Below are 17,021 nucleotides of genomic sequence, written 5' to 3'. Positions count from 1 at the left end.
AATTCTCATTGAACCGACGGTATGAGGTAGTTGTATTGAACTCGGAATGCTTCGTTCATTTTTTGTGCACTAAATTGCAATTCAAATTTCTCGATCGCATTTTTACCAAAATTTTCGCGCATTTCATGGTGCTGTGTTAATTGTGATATTGCTGCTGCAAATGCATTCTTGTTATCGTTTTCTGTTACTAGGCCGTTAGTATTGTGAGTGACAACTTCAGCGTTGCCGCCTGCATCGGTTACTACACAAGGTTTGCCTAAGCTCATTGCTTCAAGCAACGTCATTGATGTCCCTTCGCTTAACGACGAAAGTAAAAAAACGTCCATTAGCGCTAAATAGTTTGCAGGCTTGGCAATATAGCCAGTAAAAATAACGTTATCATTAATGCCTAACCTATCTACTTCTTGCAGCAGTGCTTCACGCATTTCCCCGTCACCAACCAGCAGTAGATAAAGGTCGTTTCGGCCTTTTGCGGCATCTGCAAATGCATTAATCATCATAAGCTGATTTTTAATCGGGTCGAACCGTGCAATGGTACCCAGTATTATATCGGTTTCATTAAACCCTAGCTGCGTGCGCAACGCATCTACTTCGTTCTGCTTTACCACTAATGGTTTAATGCCGTTGTAAATCACGTCAATCTTACGGCTAGGAATGAATTCATAGGTAGCCAATGCATCGCTTGTCGCCTTTGAGATGGCGGTTACCTTCGACGTAAAAGAGAGCAATATTGGGTTAACGAGCTTTCTTTTCCAGCTTGTAGAGTCAGGGTAAAAGCGCCCATGTTCCGTAAAAATAACCTTGGTTTTTGTAAAGGCGGCTGCTAATACACCATAAACCCAAGGGGTGTACTGGTGGCAATGCAAAATATCTATGTTGTTTTCTTTAATGTGTTGTCTTATTGCTTTAATTAGCGAAGTATCAAAACCTGGCTTGCGTTCTTGTGTGGTAATGGAAATGCCAGATTTCGCTAACTCTTCACCCCATGGGCCTAAAGAGGCTTCTATGCAATAAATTGACATGCCAATATTGGCGTCGGTGTTGCCCTCTATGATGTTCTTGATCACCATTTCAGTGCCGCCAATGCGCATGTCGTAGGTAACGTGCATTACTTTCATTATGATGCACGCTCTTGTATAACGGCATATCTGTCATACCACATTTGGTACATCAGCATGCTCCACAATACAATGCCGTGGTCTTTCGTACGGCTTTGATGTTCCTGCCAAATAGAATTAATGGCGGCTGTATTAAATACATCGCTTAAACCCTCATTGCATTGAAGCAGTTTTGATTCTGACAATGCTTTTAACTCGCCCCTGAACCATTCATCTAAGGGGGTGCTAAACCCCATTTTTTTTCTATACAGTAAAGTATCGGGAATAAACGGTTTAAACACTTCTTTAAGTAAATACTTCTTTTCCCCATCACGGTATTTTTGTGAAGAGGGGAGGGTAGCGGCAAATTCGGCTACTTGATAATCAAGAATAGGGGCCCGTACTTCTAGAGAGTTTGCCATACTCATTCTGTCTACTTTTACTAAAATATCGCCCGTCATATAGGTTTTAATGTCGGTATACAATATTTTACTTAAATGATCTGGGCCATCGGCTTTGTGATAAGTGTCGATAGTGTAATGGCTAGGATGGTAGCCTTTCAGCTTTTCGGCTACGTCGGGTTTTACCAGGCTATTCCACATTTCGTCGGTAATCATGCTATTGGTGATATAAAAGCCCATAGCAGCGTCGTGGCTCAGGGTAGTTAATAGCGATTTTGCTTTTTTGCCTATTGTGCCTGGTACTTTTCCAGCAATCTTCGCCAAAGTAGGAAATAGGGTTTTGCGCACGCTTTCTGGAAATTTATTGCGTAGCTTATTTTCAATATCGTCAGTAGTATATTTTTCGTACCCTGCAAACATTTCATCGCCACCGTCACCGGCTAGTGCTACGGTTACGGCTTTTCTTGCCAATTCTGATACAAAGTACGTGGGTACGAGCGATGGGTCGGCGAAGGGTTCATCAAAAAAGCTGACGATGTGTTCTAGCCGGTCGGCAACATTTTGATTCACTGTATATTCGTGATGTTCGGTATTGTATTTTTCTGCTATTTCACGGGCAAAGTCCGCCTCGTTAAAGTCTTTGTTATCAAAGCCGATGGTACAGGTTTTTACCGGTGTTTCGCTTGCCTCGCTCATCATGGCAACTACGCCTGAACTGTCTACGCCACCGCTTAAAAAAGCCCCAAGCGGTACGTCGCTTATCATACGCAGTTTGGTTACGTGTTCTAACAGAGCTTTTAGCTGTTGTTTGTTGGCATCTTCGCTAGCTGTGCTGATGTTTTTAAAGCTTAAATCCCAATATTCTGTAATGGTAAATCCATCTTTGTTCAGCACCATGTAGTGGGCAGGTGGCAGTTTATGAATATGCTGAAAAATGCTTTTAGGGTCTGGCACGTATTGGTAGGCAAAAAAGTCGTAAACGGCGTCTAAGCGAATGTCTCGAGGAATATCTTGTAAGGCCAGAATGGCTTTAATTTCTGATCCAAAGGCAAAGCGGCCGTTGTCAGAAAAATAGTAAAGGGGCTTTTTGCCTAATCGGTCTCGGGCAATAAATAGCTCTTGTTTTGTTTTGTCCCACAAGGCAAAGGCAAACATACCGTTCAGCTTTTGAAGGCATTGAATACCTTCGCGGGCATATAGCTCAAGAATAACTTCAGTATCGGTGTGGCTTTTGAAGGCAACGCCTTGCTGCTCAAGTTTTGCCCGTATTTCTAAGAAATTATATATTTCGCCGTTAAACACAATAACTAAGTTACCGTCGGCAGAAAACATGGGTTGGTTGCCCGCCTCTGAAAGATCCAGAATGCTTAAGCGGCGATGACACAAGCCAATGTGCTCATCTAGATAGGTACCGCTGGCATCGGGCCCGCGGTGCAAAATAGCGTGATGCACGTTATGCAGCGCCTTTTCACCACCTTCGTTGTAATTAAATAAACTAAAACCTGCAATGCCACACATGTTCTCTTATTCCCTATAAACTGATATGCGGTCTGATTGCCGAACCAACGGTTACGGTAAACGTAAGAGGAAGCTTTTGCCACATATTTTCTGCAATGGGGCGCAGTTTACCTGGCGATGTAGCCGCTAGCTGCTCTTTTACTAGAGCACCGTGTTGATCAAACTTCTGCCAATTTAACAACTGTGGCTGTGCTCCCCACTGCTTTTTAAATTTGTAGGTGCCTTCTTCGTAGGTAGAGCGGCCGAAATCGAAGGTTTCAATACCTGAATCTGCGCAGTGCCCTAGTAGCGACCAATATAGCAACATGTTTGGAGCCAGTTTATTGTAATCGCGCAGGGTAGAAGCCCATGGAATAGATGCATTGGTAGTATTCTTTATTACCAGGCCGCCACCAATGGGGGTGTTGTCTTTATACACCACGCTAAGAATACAGCTCTCTTCGTAAGCATTGACTATTTGCTCAAACCATTTTTTTGCATGCACAGGCGAGCCCAAGTCACGCATGTTCTTGGTGTATACCGTATAAAAGTCGTTAATTAATGATTGCTTAGTACCCAGCGAAACGGTGAGCCCGTTTTTCTCTGCCTTTCTTATTTGGCTACGAAGCTTAGATTTGAAGCCTGCTAGCAGTTCTTCACTGCTATTTGGTAATGGCAGTAGCATTCTTACTTTCTGATTTTCTAAACTACTAGGCGGTTGTGGCTCATTATTTATGTTACGTATTTCCAGTGCTTTACTGCCGGTTATGGAAAGCTGCTGCGTTAAAAATTGCTGCAGTTGAAGTGCTATATCGAGGTTATCTGTCAACGCATAGCCCACATCACAATATGGCAGAGCGCACAGTTTTTTACCTAAAAAAGGCGTTTTCATTAACACTGCTGGCAATACGCCCACAATTTTTTTTGAACGCTGGTTTATTGCCATAAGGCCTAAAGCCTTATGGCCGTAAGCATGCTTTACAGCATTTAGCCATGCAAATTTATGATAAGCAGAGGCTAGTGAGTGTGCACTTACATAAGTATCCCACGCTGCCACATCTGATAGCGATGCAACCTGAATGACTATTTGATCATCACTGTTGTTATCCACAATGCTGTCCTCGCGGGAGCCGTGTTGTTACAGCCCCTTCTTTTGCCTTAAGTCGCGCGGCGGCCTCGGAAATAGTGCAATACGAAACGTTTGCTTTTGCTTCTAGGTGCGCAAGAAACTGTGCGATGCGAGAGCAAATTAACTCATAGGCATTGTCGACGTTTAATAGCCCAGTAACCCCATCAATTAAGCTAGAACTATGCAAGTACATGTGAATTACATCGTGTTGCTTATCTAAACAGGTATCACTCAGCTCAATCATACTTTTTGTATCAGATAGCTCAGGGCTTAAATATATTTTCTTAAGAATTTTAGTGTGCCAAAGAAGGCCTACTGCTCTTAGTGTAGAGAATGGAGGTTTTGATAAAGTAGAGTGAATTTTATCAGCCTTACTAAAATTTTTTACGTTAAACCCTGCTGTTACCGGCAATTCCATAATGTTTTGCTGTTCACCTGGGGCAAGGGCATTATCAAAACTGGGGTAGTAGGGTGTGCTAGGCGCCCCTTTACAATGAAAAAACGGGTTTTCGTAAAACGGATATACACTGCTGTCTACGGTAATGCCTCTCGAGGTAAGGAGCTCAAGGGTTTTACCCTTCATACCCCAACGGCCGCTTCTAAAGGAACGTGGCGTTACCCCAATTTTTTCATTGATAACCCGGTTTAGCTCATCTAGCTTTTGTACAACTTGCTCTTCCGGCAAATTAATAACATGGGATTCCGCTTCTGTCGTTTTACCAAAGTACGGTGGGTTACACCATGGATGCAAATGCGCACCAACTTCTGCTTGCTTCGTGTTTACAAATTCTCGAAGAATACGGCTACCGTCGTCATTGTTAGCGACTGCATAGTCAACAAAGTAGGTCGGTCTTATCCCAAGTGATTGGCAAAATGCCTGAAACGCAGGAAGCTTTTCTACATTATCTACCGAGCAGTCATGCTGGGGAAATTCATCGTCCCACTGCCATTCTTCTTCCGTGTCTATGGTTAGCACAAATAAAACGTTGGGTTTACCCATGGCGTTTCTCGTTTAACATAGTTGAAAACAAGGCATAGTATTCGTCGGCCATGCGCTGTGCCGAAAAGTGTTCTTGCACAAAGTTACGGGCATTTTGTGCTAGTTGCTGGGCGTAGTCGGTATCGTCTAGCAGGGTTTCCCAGTCTTTTTGTAATTGTTCGGTGTTATGCAAAGGGGTAAGTAAACCGCTTTCTTTGTGGGTAATGAGTTGATCGATGCCCGCAATATCGTAGGCCGACACCGGAATTTCCATGGCGCAGGCTTCCATTAAACAGCGGGGAATGCCTTCTAGGGTGGAGGTCATTACAAACATATCAAAATCGCGAAGCTGTTCTAGTCTGTCATTTCTAAAACCCAAAAATGAGATAGCGTGTTCACTATCAAGGGTATCCGCATACGATTCTAATTTAGGGCGGTCTTCGCCATCACCAAGAAACACCAGTTGAATGTCTTGTCGTTTTTTATACAACGCATCGAAACAGTCGAGTATGGCGGTAATGTTTTTACGGCTTATCATTTGCCCCACAAAACCTATTACCTTTTTACTGTTTTCCGGCTTTGGTTTCTTGGTTACTCTTACAGCCTCAACTTCTGATAAGTCTACGCCATTTTGAATATAAGCAAGCTTGTGCTCGGCAACGTTAAACTTTTTCACGTCTGCCAGTAATTGCTTAGAAAGGGGAACCACTTTATCGGCAAAGCGCATGGCTTGGCAGCCAGCCCAAATAAACAGGCGAAGCTTTAAGTCTGCCGCATTTTCAAAACCGTGGGGCGTAACTACACAGGGGATACCGGCTTTTTTAGCGGCCATAACCCCTAAAATATCCGATTTGTAACCATGGGTGTGAATAATGTCGATATTGTTGTCTTTAATCAGGGTTGCCAGTTTTTTTACCGCGCCTAAATCGAAGCGTCCATGCATAGGAACATGGTGGGTTTTACCAATGGGTTTAAATTGCTTAACAAGCTCTAGGTCTTCCGTGCCCGGCTCTAATGTTACTGCCAGCTCGCTAGTCACATTGCTAGGCATGTGTTTAGACAGCGCCAATACCCAGCGCTCTGCGCCGTAAAACCCTGTAGAACATATAAACTGCAATATTTTCATTATTATTTATGCGAGCTGGTGGTTACCGCGCCGCGTACTCCCAATACTGTTCCTATGGCTCTTGCTGGAAAATACACAAGGTAAAAGCGTAGGCAATTTAAAAAAGAAACTGTGTTGCCTACCAACTTTTTAAGCCTAAATGTATATGCCAGAAGAGGTGCTCCTGCGATTATGCTAAACATAATAGCGAAGTTAGTGTGTGAATACAGCAGGCAAATTAATAAAAATAAAACGCCCAAGGTGAAAGCAAAGGGCACAATAAAACTAGGCAGCTCACGAAGGGGAATGGGCCTGCCGCTTGTTGATGCAATATTGGATTGCCCGCGCCATATTTCTTTTTTAAACATGGGGCTAAAGTCTTTATCTTCCCCTAAGTGCACGTAATGTGTTTCGGACGTGTAGTAAAGGCCGCCATATTCACTCACTTGCCCGGTAAAATAGTAGTCTTCACAGGTGAGCAGGTGTTCTGGAAACCCGCCTACGGTTGCAAACGTGTCTCGGTGTAAAAAGAGATTTCGCCCGGGTAAAAAGTTAACGGTGGTATCAAGCTCGGCGTTACTTAGCGCTGTTCTAATTCGCTCTAAAGGTGGTGCCTGTTCTGAGTTTACTTGCATAGCCGCAACAAGGGCGAGTGAAGGTGTGTGTTGTAGCGTTTGCAGCATGATGGTGGTGTAGTTTGCCGCTAGGCTTACATCGGCATCGAGGAAGGCTAAGTAGGTGCCAGTAGCCTTCGCTGCCCCTATGTTTCTAGAGTGCGAGATGCTTTTAGCATCGTCGTTATGCATTACTGTGAGCGAGAAATGCTGTCGGTATTCGGCTAAGGTTTGCGATACGTTTTCGTTTTGGCTAACAATAATTACTTCAAATTTTTCAGCGTCTAGCGTTTGCTGTTTTATGCTATCCAGCGTTTGTAGCAGCATAGTCTCGCGGCCTTTATGAGGAATTACAAAGCTGACTACTTTATGTATTTGAGTGTTACTTGTACTGCTGCTCATAGGGCTGCTTATATCGCTATTCATGATATTAAACGGGTTGTTGTGGCAATCATGGCTTACCCAACCATTGCTGAAGTTTCGGGAATCGTTTAACCGCTTGGCTGCGCTCTCTGCGCAGCGAAAACTTACGAAGCGTGCGCATAACGAAAGTGGTTAGGCTTTCTGTATTAGCAGAAAACGGTCCGTGGTCATTAGCGCCATGAGCTTTTGAGTTGTGCCCGCGTGAGAGTGTATTCAAAAAATCTGTGGCGGGTGATGCTACTTGTTCGTAGTCATTAAAATTCATATTTTGCATCATAAGGCATAAAAGACGGGTGGTTTCGCTTTCTTCTGAGTTTTGCAGTCTTTCAATAATTTGCTGTTGCAGGCTTTGCTTTTTTTGTTCTAATGCCGGTGCAAGTACTGGCATGTAGGCCTTTGCAAACGCGAATAAGCAAAGTTTGCGCAAGTCTTGGCCTGTCCAGGTTTCGTTGGGAAACTCTAAAATATCGGGCTTGTCTAAATACGCATACTCATGCTCAAGCATGTAAGTTACGTAATGGGTTAATGAATATACCGCATAGGTATAGTCGTAGTCGCTTTGGTTAAGCTGTTCTTTTATTTGAATAAAGCGGCACGCAGCTTGGAAAAAGACAGTATAAAACCAGGTGGATTCAACATTGTGTAGCTGGCGCTGAGCAATGTCATCGCCTGGCGATACCGTGTGCTTAATAATATGGGCACACTTTTTTAGGTCGCTTATATCGTTTAATACCGCGTACCTGTCCATTAGGGCCTGTAGATAATTGCCGGTACCCCTATCGAGAGGGTATTGGCCGGTTTTTACGTTTTTTAATCCTTCTGTACCGGCATTTTTGACTAATAGCAGTGCATTTAGTAGCGTGCCATCGCCCTCGTAATAACCCTCTATCCATCCGCAAATTGTCAGTAAGGCCTGTTTAGAGGTAGTACTGCCGGTTAACAGGTAATGATGCAGTAACCCGTTAGTGTAACAATGCTGCCCACCCGGGCCGCCGCCGCCCGCGTGATCTTCATATACCCCAGTGGGCTGATTTTTGGAGTAGGTTCTGTGTGTGGCCGTATGGGCAGGCACATAATGATCGGTATGCCAAAACAGCCCGCCAGAATATTCAGGTTTATCTAGCGTGGTGTGATACACATCTATGTTTGCTACATGCTTGGCTAAGTTGTCGGCAAGCTCCTTCCAGCGCTGCTCGCCGGTTACTGCCCACTGATACAGCATGCCGCAGAGGGGGTCGTACTGATTATTGTAATGCGACACAAAAAATGGCGTATCAGGTGCCAGAGCTTTTTCATGATCTGCATACAATTCGCCAAAATGCCGCCAGCCGTACTCGTCAATAGCGTCCCGTTTGTGAAAAAATGAATTGTCACCACTTATTCCCTTATCCACCAGTTGCTGAAGCTGTTGAGGCGCATTAAAGGGGGCAAAAGGAAGGCAAGAAGAATGCTGAACCCAGTTTTTGCCAAGTGTCACGTCAAAGGTTGTAAGTGGGCCTGCCGATAATGTTATACGGCGTGTTAATTGCTCACCTGGTTGTAACTCTTGCGGTTCACTGCCTTTTGCGCCCAGTAAGCTCACGAATGTACTATCTTTTGTGACGGTCATTACTGAGGGAAAATGCTGCCAAAACTCTTTCGTTTCAAGCGCAAGGCAGACGCTGTCTTCTAATTCGAATGTGGCGAGCGGTTGGCATTGCTCAGTTTCGTATTCCAATTCGCCATTGCAATAAACGTTAACCCCTTTGTGGGCTAAGTTTACTTCGTCTGCTGCGTTAACGTGCACAGGGCTTTGCCAATGGGCTTTTCCACTAGATGCTTGATGAATGACCGTCTTATTAAAGGGAGCATTAAGTTTCAGTTCATCGTTTACAACTAACGTGCTCGCTTGTTTGTTTACCGCGAGTGACAGTTCATTAATGTAAATTGATGAAGGGTCGCCTAAATCCCATTGCCCATTTGGGTGCAAAGATGCCGCTGGATTCGTTATGGTGATGTCCCTTAGCACGTCACCATCTGCTAAAAAAATTGTGCTTTCAATTTCAACATCCAGCGCTTTGTTTTGTATTTCAAGCTGCCCTTTGTGCTTAATTTTTACTGCTACATTGTGGCAATGGTTTCGTAACACCTCATAACTGAACTCATTAATATGCACAAAGGATAGGGTTTTGTATTTACTATCGCTATGGTGGGTAAACGAGGTTGTAAGTTCGTTATTAAAATTGATAAACCCCGCCCGATTTCGACTTACTGTAACCACCTTGCCGTTTGACAACTGTATTTCTAACTGACTATTCGAATTGATGGGTTTAACTGGGTTAATGTAAGTGGGCTGAGAAGTTGTCGCCAATTTAAGCGAGTATTTTTTCGATTCATGTGACGATAAAGACGTTATACCCGTGATGTACAGCCACTTAACTGAACCATCGTGCCACAAATGCCGCGCTTCTACAGAGGCTTGTACGTAGTCGCCATTTTCATCAATCAGTGCAACTGGATCAGATACCGATAGTTTACCTTGAGGGCAGGGTACACCAACACAGAATGAGCCGCGTTGAGTATGCGCATTCGCGTTATGTAAACTAAAAACATTATACTGCATTGGGCTACTTATATTTCATCCGTGATGGGTAATGTAATATCTTTCCGATACTTTATATTAGTTGTTATGGAATGCCAATGTGTTTGCCTGCTTGTGCATGCGCACAATAGGTTGGAATCGAAACTTCTACTGTCCGTATTTTTGACGAGTTACAGCCTTCGACGTACTATAGCAACGGGAAATAAAAATTTTATTAATGGACGCAAAAATGGCGAAGCCGCACAACATTACTGTCGTATCTCAACGGGTGCCCTATCCGCCGAATAAGGGCGAGAAGCTTCGTACTTATCATCAAATTGAGTTTTTAAGTCAACTGGGGTATCGCGTTGATGTGCTGTGTTTAGGCGAAAGCGAACAAGACCACGCCGATGCCAAAGCGCTTGGTGAAAAGCTGAATATTTCAGTCACCGTATTCCCATTGCCTCACAAAGTTATGCGCTACAGTTGGGCACTGCTTCACCGGCAAGCCATTAGTGTTGGCGCGTTTTATAGCAGCTCGCTTCAAAAGGAAATAAATGCGCGTTTAAAAAGTGGCTGCGACGCACTGCTACTTAGTGCTTCAAGCCTTGGTTATTATGTGTTTAACGCTACTAATTATCACGAGAGAACGTGCGCTCTTTTTATGGATATGATGGATGTAGATTCTGATAAGTGGCGTCAATATGCTTCATCTAGCGCGTTTCCCATGCGCGGGGTGTACACCAGAGAAAGCAAAAAGATTAACGCGTTAGAGGCACGGGCGAATGCTGAGTTTGAGGACACCTTTTTGATTGCCGATGAGGAAGTGCGTTTATTTGCACAAACGGTAAGTGCCCATAAACCTGTTAGCGTATTAGGAAACGGATTGGATTTTTCAGCTTTTTTTCCTGCTACAACGCCGACAACTAGGGTTAACTTCTTATTTACCGGTGTAATGAATTATAAACCTAATGTGGATGCAGTTATGTGGTTCGTTGAACACTGTTGGCCCACCATAAAGCAACGTTTGCCTGGCGCTACTTTTACAGTAGGTGGCATGAACCCCACCAAAGACATAAAGCAGATAGCTGAGCGTGATGAGGCTGTTTATGTGACTGGCTTTGTCGACGACATGTTGCCGTACTTTCATAAGGCCACTGCGTTTGTAGCCCCGTTTAGATTGGCCAGAGGCGTGCAGAATAAAGTGTTGCAGGCTGCTGCATGCAAATTACCTGTAATAACCACCAGTATGGGGGCTGAAGGAATTAGCTATGCGAGCGAGAACACTATGTTCATTGCCGACGACGATGGGGCCTTTACTGATGCATGCGTTAGATGTGTAAAAGAAGCCGACACTGCTCAACAAAAAGCAGCGAGTGCCTTCAATGCACTTCATAACACCTATAGCTGGCAACAACAGTTGCAGCCCCTTAAACAGGCGTTGGAAAAAATATGAAGCCATTTATTAAGCGTTGTGTTTTTTTGTTGCTAGCACTGTTAATCAGTCCAGTAACCATTTCCTACCTACTATTGTCGATGGTTTTAAATAAAGATGCCCTGATAGCAAGCTACAGTCAGTGTTTATCACTGTTACCCGGCAAATTGGGCAGTTACTTACGCAGTGGTTTCTACCGCTTTGTGTTTTCGCATTGTTCGCCAGACGCTGTGATTTCTTTTGGTACGTTGTTTTCGCAGCAAGACACAAGTATTGAGGAGGGCGTTTACATTGGCCCTCAATGCAATATTGGTAAATGCAGTATAGGTAAAAACACACTGCTAGGCAGCGGCGTTCATATTATGAGTGGAAAAGGGCAGCATAACTTTTCAGATCCATCAAAGCCGATCAAAGATCAAGGTGGTATATTTACCAAAGTGGAAATAGGTGAAAACTGCTGGTTGGGAAATGGTGCACTGGTAATGGCTAATGTTGGCAAAGGCAGTGTTGTAGCTGCGGGCGCTGTGGTGGTGGATGATGTGCCCGAAGGCGTTATTGTTGGGGGAAATCCGGCGAGGGTTTTGAGAGACAGTGCCTAATTTTCTTATAAGTGGATAGCACTTTCCCAGTAAGATTATTAAAAATAAACGTTTCTGTGAAGAATGAGACCTCTCTATTTGATAGAGAACTCTTATACCTGCTATTTCCGCCTAAAAAATCGTAAGTTTTAAATCCACGATTAGCGTAATAGTTCATTATTTCGTGATGCATTACATACCCTGCTTTCACCTTATTGTCGTTTCGAAAGTAATTAATGCCAGAGCAGTAAAAAAAAACGGTTTCACTTAGAATTAAGTTAATAGAAAAACCTATGGTTTTGTTACCTGCTACACACTTAATAAGCTCAGCAAAGTGTGGCTTAGTCAAAAGGATACTTTTTTGGTGCTCCATAAATATTGAATTATCAAATCCGCTTCCATTTTCGGTACTTCCCCAGCGCAAACGATGGAGTTCTGCCAACTCTTTAAGTCCCTCCAATATTTCAGTAGGAGTCGAACACTTAAGGATATCAATGTCTCCAAACTCGAGTTTCAATAATTTTTGGCTTCGTTTTATTTGGGTGCGTGAATTCTTACTCATAATTTTACTCGGATATTGAGTAAAAACATCAAGACTTGTTGTAAATCCTTTTGTAATCAGAACGTCAGTGTGGGCTATATACTGCGACTTAGAAAATTGAAGGTAACTATTAGTTTTCATTGACGTTTTAAATCTATGAAACCTCCTTTTTCGTAATTCACTGACGAGTAACTCAAAAAATTCAGTTCTAAATTTTTCTGGGCAAAGCAAGTCGTTGTATTCTATCCAAGCTTGATCTTCAGTTTCAGTACCAGCTTGATTTAGGTAAGCATTATTTATCTTTAAGCCTAGTACTCGTTGTGTATTTGTTCCTATCAATGCAATACCTTTTATGTGATTACCACAATAAAATAATGCTGTTAGTAGGGGACTACTGATATTCCGCAGCCAGCCTTCAATCCAATGAGGAGATAGGAAGGGACTTGAGCAACGTGTATTTAGATACACATCTTCCCATATAGCTAGTTGCTCTTCTAAACGAAGAGATTCTCTCACCACAACAGAATTACTCACCCAGTCTATTCCCTTTCTTTTATAAGAATGCGGCAAATAATGACGCATACTCAATTGTAAAACTACTCTTGTGTGATACCTTAAATTAAATAGATAAAAAGTACTACGATGTATAGTTATCATGCCTATTAGGAAGAGCAAATGAAGTTTCTAAAGTTGTTTATCTTAGTCCCCGCAATTCTAGCATTGGGTTGTGAGCAGGAGAGTGTCGAGTCATATAGACAAGAGGCGGTGGGTTTTATCAAAAATGGAAAAAACAACGAAGGGCTTATCACACTTAAAAACGCACTGCGACTTGATGAGGACAACGACTACTTAAGAGCAATGTCGTCGTTAGTCTATTATCGCTTAGGAGATTATTTAGAAGCAGTGAGCATGATTGAGCGACTTAGTGATCCCAACAAGATAGTTCTACCCTTCAATCCGCAAATAGATGATATTTATCTATTATCTAACTTCCAACTAGAAAATTATGAAGTTGTGTTAACTGAGCTAGAACGAGGCCCAGATAAAGACCTAGAACAGAACGAAGCTGCACTCAAATACCTATCTTTGCTACAGATTAGGAGACCAATCGCTGCGGAGAGTTTTGCAAAAAATTTTATAAGGGACAATCCGAGTGCATCTGATTTTCAATTGTTTTTTAAATCTTTGTCAGAAGTAGATGGCATAAAGCCTGAAGTTCAAACGTCAGTTGCCTTGCTAGAGTCGATAAATGACGAGTTCTTTGAAAAGTGGCCCGTGCTTGGCAAATTATATTTTATGAATAGAAGTTATGAACGTTCTATTGAAGCCTTCGAGCAGTATCTCAAAAAGTTTCCAGGTAACAAACGTGTAAAGATTTATCTCGCGAATTCAAAGGTTCAAACTAAGAGTTATGAAGAAAGCACTACTCTTCTTGAAAAGCTTTCATTAGAAATCGGTAATGCACCTATTATTGATCATATGCTTGCTGAAAATGCTTTCAGGGCAAATAAGTATGATGAAGCTAAAACAGCTACCGAAAAAGCAATCGCTGCAGGTTTCGATAGCCCTATGCTAAAGTATATTCAAGCTGTGTCTTCGTACTATCTTGGTTTATATGAACAGTCTTTCGATTCACTGAAGGCAATTCCAAATATCGTATCAAAAAGTCAGGGCCTTCAAGACCTCGAGACGTTGCTTAGAGTTAGGTTGGGGTACGACATCGAAATTAAAAAAGGCAGTAAGTTACTTAATAGTGAGTTTGGCGAAAACATTGCAATTGCGCTTTTACTTGACGGTCATAAAGATAGAGCTGAAAGGGTTTTGGCTAATACAGAAGAGTTGGCGCAAGGAGAAGTTAGCATTTCAAGGCTAATGGAGCGTGCCGCATTAGAAATGGGGCTCGGAAGAGGAGAAAATACGCTACAACTCTCGAATACCGTCCTTGATCTAGACCCTTCCAACATCGAGGCAAGGCTTCTTCTAGCACACAACTACATTACTGAAAAACGTTACGATACAGCTTCAGATGTAATTAAACAGGGCTTGAGTATCGACAGTGACTATATTCCCTTAATAGAGTTGGCCATAAAAGCATCATTGCTCAATAAAGATTACAATGAGGCAAATTATTACAGCGAAAAATTAAGTAGAATTGAGCCTTTAAGTGAAACAGCATTGTTATTCAGAGTTTCACGACTAATAGAAGAGAACAACTTTGATGGTGCTTCTGAAGCGATTTTAAAATATGTGGAACAGGCAGGTTTGACAATTAATATTGCCGAAACATATTTTGTACTTGCAAAACGAAATCAAAAATGGAGTTCTTTCATTAGGCTATTAGCTAATCGGAGCTTAAAGTTAAGTGACAGGATGAGGTTGCTTTTAGTGCGTGCATATATAGATGACGAACAATTCGACGCTGCTGAAAGTGAACTGAAAAGTATAGGCGCTAAAACTGTTGGCTATTTTGAAGTAAGTGTTGAGTTAGCTAATGCACAAAAAGACAAAGAAAAAGTTCGAAGGCTCCTAAATGAATGGATTTCCAAGGAGCACGCCTCTCCTTTGGCTTATATAACGAAGGTACAATTATTGGATTCTAACAATGATTTTACTGAAGCGCTTCGAACTGCCGCTCTTGGTGTAAAAAGATATCCATCAAACAAACTTCTTCATTTTACTTATGCGGAACTCCTGATCCAAAAAGGTCGCATAAATATTGCGAAGCAGGTTTTAGGCTCGTCAAAATGGAAAGATGACCCAGTATTCACTCTTTTAGATTCAAAAGCCGAGGGAGCGGAACTGCTCAGGATGGGTCAAGAAGATGATGCGTTCGCTTTACTCCTCAATTACTATAAAAACTCTATCAGCCCTCAAAAAGTATCTACTTTGATAAGCCTTGTCGAGGAGTTTAGTAGTAGAGCGGGTGCACTTAGATTTATTGAGAGATTATTAGAATATAGTCCTAACGACTCGCGTGCACTCCATTATCTTGCTGATGCACTTATTTTTATCAACCCAGATAGAGCGGCCAATATTTACAAACAGATAGTCAAAACTGAAACCAATAATATCGAAGCGCTTAATAATCTGGCGTGGTTATTGTCTAGTAACGGAAGTTTAGAAGAAGCTCAAATATACTCTACAAAAGCATTTCAATTAGCATCAAAAAACGTAAGCGTAAGATCGACACACGGAAGAGTGCTTCTTGGGCTTGAAAAGTATGCTGAAGCTGAAAAAATCCTACTCGATATGATTGAGAGAGACAATGTTATGTCGATAGAGGTTCTTCTCTTATACGCTCAGGCTTTGGTTGGTCAAACTAGGGAAGAGGAGGCAATAGCATTTTTAGAGAGTATGGCAAAAAAAGAATTCCCGCCCAATATCACTAATTCGCTAATTCAATACAAGGAAAGTATTGAGAACGTCAATTAAATTCGTCAGACTTTTTTACATAATTCTTTTCGCCTTATAAAAATAGTCTTGATATCAGTAACTTAATTTTTGGCACGCTAATGGCATATCTAAGTTACGAAAATATCGTTTAATGTACGGAGTTACAAAATGAAAAAGTTACTAATCGCAGCGGCGATGCTTGCTACAACTTCTGTAGCGGCAGAGCCAATTCTTCTTCCTGGTGGAGTGAGTGTGCAAAACCCAGCAACTCCGAGCGGCGATACAGGAAACGTTAATAACGGTTTAAACCTGGTGCAATATTATTCTGATTCTTCTGGCTCAATTGTAAATATCAGTGACTTGATTAGCGTCAGCCAAGACATGACTTTTGCTAACACAGATGGCCTAGTTGGATTAAACTTAGAAGGCTTCGGTATAATCAACAACAATGTCGATACTGGCGACCTACTTTGCCCTTCTTGCCAGCTTGTGTTTGAGTTTGGTGGTTTGGAGATAGTAGAAGCAAATGATCGAGGTCCTTTTGATAACGCACTAGATCTGTCGCTAACTGATTCATTCTTTAATGTTTGGTTAGTTGATTCGTTGGGTTTATCGACACCAAGCGCTGAGGCTCTTCTTCGCAACAGTGACGGAACTCTTAACCAAAGCGCGTTAACAAGCTTCATTGATAGCACATCGGACACGTTGTTTTTATCTGGCGCTTTTGTTGATGCCAACTACAATGCCGAAACTGGTGGAACAGTGGGCGGAGTGAACGTTGCTTATTACGGTGGTATTGCGGAAGGCGAATTGACGACAGCAATTGATATCGCAGATGAAGCGCCTGGCGAAGGTATAGCTAACGGCAACATAGTCTCTAACTCGTTAACTAGAGCAGACTTTAACGAGTTCGGTTTCGTGCCGGGTCAAGGTATGGTACCAACGGTTGTAAATTATTTCGACGCGTTCGCGTTTAGCGTTAGTGCTTCTTTCTTTGACTCGAACTTGAGAACTACTGACGTTGCAAGTGGAAATAGTGGCGATTTGACTGCAAACGTCGTCTCAACTCCAGCAACATTAGGCTTATTCGGACTTGCGTTAATGGGTATGGGTCTTGTTCGCAGAAACAAGAAAGCCTAAACGCCACTAAGAGCAAAAGCGCTCCGCGTGGAGCGTTTTAAATAGAATCCCTGCCAGCTATGCTGTTGGGGATTTTTTGTTTGGCGGTTCACACAAGCATTGAATATTAGTACTTCTATAAGAATTTAG

The 17,021-nt window shown here is 42.5% G+C and carries 12 protein-coding genes; 4 read left to right on the top strand and 8 right to left on the bottom strand.

The window, feature by feature from the left end:
- Nucleotides 1–5: 5 nt before the first annotated feature.
- The 7 genes from CW735_RS13760 to CW735_RS13730 are packed head-to-tail and all read right to left on the bottom strand — an operon-like array spanning nucleotide 6 to nucleotide 9,847.
- On the bottom strand, nucleotides 6–1,118 hold the full coding sequence (locus tag CW735_RS13760) for a glycosyltransferase (protein WP_100972670.1): 1,113 nt from the start codon (nucleotides 1,116–1,118) through the stop codon (nucleotides 6–8).
- Nucleotides 1,118–3,016, bottom strand: a complete 1,899-nt coding sequence (asnB, locus tag CW735_RS13755; RefSeq protein ID WP_100972668.1) for an asparagine synthase (glutamine-hydrolyzing) — start codon at nucleotides 3,014–3,016, stop codon at nucleotides 1,118–1,120. Before asnB ends, CW735_RS13760 begins: the two co-directional genes overlap by 1 nt.
- A gap of 13 nt (nucleotides 3,017–3,029) precedes the next feature.
- A complete protein-coding gene (locus tag CW735_RS13750; RefSeq protein ID WP_232368288.1) occupies nucleotides 3,030–4,106 on the bottom strand; it encodes a GNAT family N-acetyltransferase in 1,077 nt (358 codons plus the stop codon).
- Nucleotides 4,099–5,124, bottom strand: coding sequence for a polysaccharide deacetylase family protein (locus CW735_RS13745; RefSeq protein WP_100972666.1), 1,026 nt, complete (start codon nucleotides 5,122–5,124; stop codon nucleotides 4,099–4,101). The genes CW735_RS13750 and CW735_RS13745 overlap by 8 nt, the downstream gene beginning before the upstream one ends.
- The gene (locus CW735_RS13740; RefSeq protein ID WP_100972664.1) at nucleotides 5,117–6,229 is read right to left on the bottom strand and encodes a glycosyltransferase; all 1,113 of its coding nucleotides are present in this window, start codon (nucleotides 6,227–6,229) and stop codon (nucleotides 5,117–5,119) included. The genes CW735_RS13745 and CW735_RS13740 overlap by 8 nt, the downstream gene beginning before the upstream one ends.
- A gap of 2 nt (nucleotides 6,230–6,231) precedes the next feature.
- Nucleotides 6,232–7,224 carry a glycosyltransferase gene (locus CW735_RS13735; RefSeq protein ID WP_232368287.1) on the bottom strand — a complete coding sequence of 331 codons (993 nt, stop codon included), beginning with the start codon at nucleotides 7,222–7,224 and terminating at the stop codon, nucleotides 6,232–6,234.
- A gap of 49 nt (nucleotides 7,225–7,273) precedes the next feature.
- Entirely contained in the window at nucleotides 7,274–9,847 is a 2,574-nt protein-coding gene (locus tag CW735_RS13730; RefSeq protein ID WP_100972662.1) for a hypothetical protein, read from the bottom strand.
- Between the two features lie 208 nt (nucleotides 9,848–10,055).
- Between CW735_RS13730 and CW735_RS13725 the strand changes: the two genes are divergently transcribed.
- On the top strand, nucleotides 10,056–11,261 hold the full coding sequence (locus tag CW735_RS13725) for a glycosyltransferase (RefSeq protein ID WP_100973270.1): 1,206 nt from the start codon (nucleotides 10,056–10,058) through the stop codon (nucleotides 11,259–11,261).
- The gene (locus tag CW735_RS13720) at nucleotides 11,258–11,839 is read left to right on the top strand and encodes an acetyltransferase (protein WP_100972660.1); all 582 of its coding nucleotides are present in this window, start codon (nucleotides 11,258–11,260) and stop codon (nucleotides 11,837–11,839) included. The genes CW735_RS13725 and CW735_RS13720 overlap by 4 nt, the downstream gene beginning before the upstream one ends.
- Here CW735_RS13720 and CW735_RS13715 read toward each other — a convergent pair.
- Nucleotides 11,793–12,893 (bottom strand): GNAT family N-acetyltransferase, encoded by a 1,101-nt coding sequence (locus CW735_RS13715; protein WP_157812698.1) that lies wholly within the window; start codon nucleotides 12,891–12,893, stop codon nucleotides 11,793–11,795. The genes CW735_RS13720 and CW735_RS13715 overlap by 47 nt on opposite strands.
- Nucleotides 12,894–13,034: 141 nt before the next feature.
- Here CW735_RS13715 and CW735_RS13710 point away from each other — a divergent pair, with 141 nt between their 5' ends.
- Both CW735_RS13710 and CW735_RS13705 read left to right on the top strand, forming a co-directional pair.
- Complete coding sequence (locus CW735_RS13710; protein WP_071980204.1) at nucleotides 13,035–15,791, top strand: hypothetical protein; 2,757 nt, start codon at nucleotides 13,035–13,037, stop codon at nucleotides 15,789–15,791.
- A gap of 129 nt (nucleotides 15,792–15,920) precedes the next feature.
- A complete protein-coding gene (locus CW735_RS13705; RefSeq protein ID WP_071980203.1) occupies nucleotides 15,921–16,892 on the top strand; it encodes a PEP-CTERM sorting domain-containing protein in 972 nt (323 codons plus the stop codon).
- Nucleotides 16,893–17,021: the final 129 nt, after the last annotated feature.

It is taken from the genome of Alteromonas sp. MB-3u-76 (assembly GCF_002831605.1).
Taxonomy (GTDB): Bacteria; Pseudomonadota; Gammaproteobacteria; order Enterobacterales; family Alteromonadaceae; genus Alteromonas; species Alteromonas hispanica.
The sequence above is the reverse complement of the archived record's forward strand: the minus strand, read 5'-3'. Positions and strand labels throughout refer to the sequence as shown.

What these genes read in the sequence shown, in the direction of transcription:
- CW735_RS13710 (WP_071980204.1), top strand. Translation starts at nt 13,035, where the DNA reads ATGAAGTTTCTAAAGTTGTTTATCTTAGTCCCCGCAATTCTAGCATTG.
- CW735_RS13705 (WP_071980203.1), top strand. Translation starts at nt 15,921, where the DNA reads ATGAAAAAGTTACTAATCGCAGCGGCGATGCTTGCTACAACTTCTGTA.
- CW735_RS13730 (WP_100972662.1), bottom strand. Translation starts at nt 9,847, where the DNA reads ATGCAGTATAATGTTTTTAGTTTACATAACGCGAATGCGCATACTCAA.
- asnB (WP_100972668.1), bottom strand. Translation starts at nt 3,016, where the DNA reads ATGTGTGGCATTGCAGGTTTTAGTTTATTTAATTACAACGAAGGTGGT.
- CW735_RS13735 (WP_232368287.1), bottom strand. Translation starts at nt 7,224, where the DNA reads ATGAGCAGCAGTACAAGTAACACTCAAATACATAAAGTAGTCAGCTTT.
- CW735_RS13760 (WP_100972670.1), bottom strand. Translation starts at nt 1,118, where the DNA reads ATGAAAGTAATGCACGTTACCTACGACATGCGCATTGGCGGCACTGAA.
- CW735_RS13720 (WP_100972660.1), top strand. Translation starts at nt 11,258, where the DNA reads ATGAAGCCATTTATTAAGCGTTGTGTTTTTTTGTTGCTAGCACTGTTA.
- CW735_RS13725 (WP_100973270.1), top strand. Translation starts at nt 10,056, where the DNA reads ATGGCGAAGCCGCACAACATTACTGTCGTATCTCAACGGGTGCCCTAT.
- CW735_RS13740 (WP_100972664.1), bottom strand. Translation starts at nt 6,229, where the DNA reads ATGAAAATATTGCAGTTTATATGTTCTACAGGGTTTTACGGCGCAGAG.
- CW735_RS13745 (WP_100972666.1), bottom strand. Translation starts at nt 5,124, where the DNA reads ATGGGTAAACCCAACGTTTTATTTGTGCTAACCATAGACACGGAAGAA.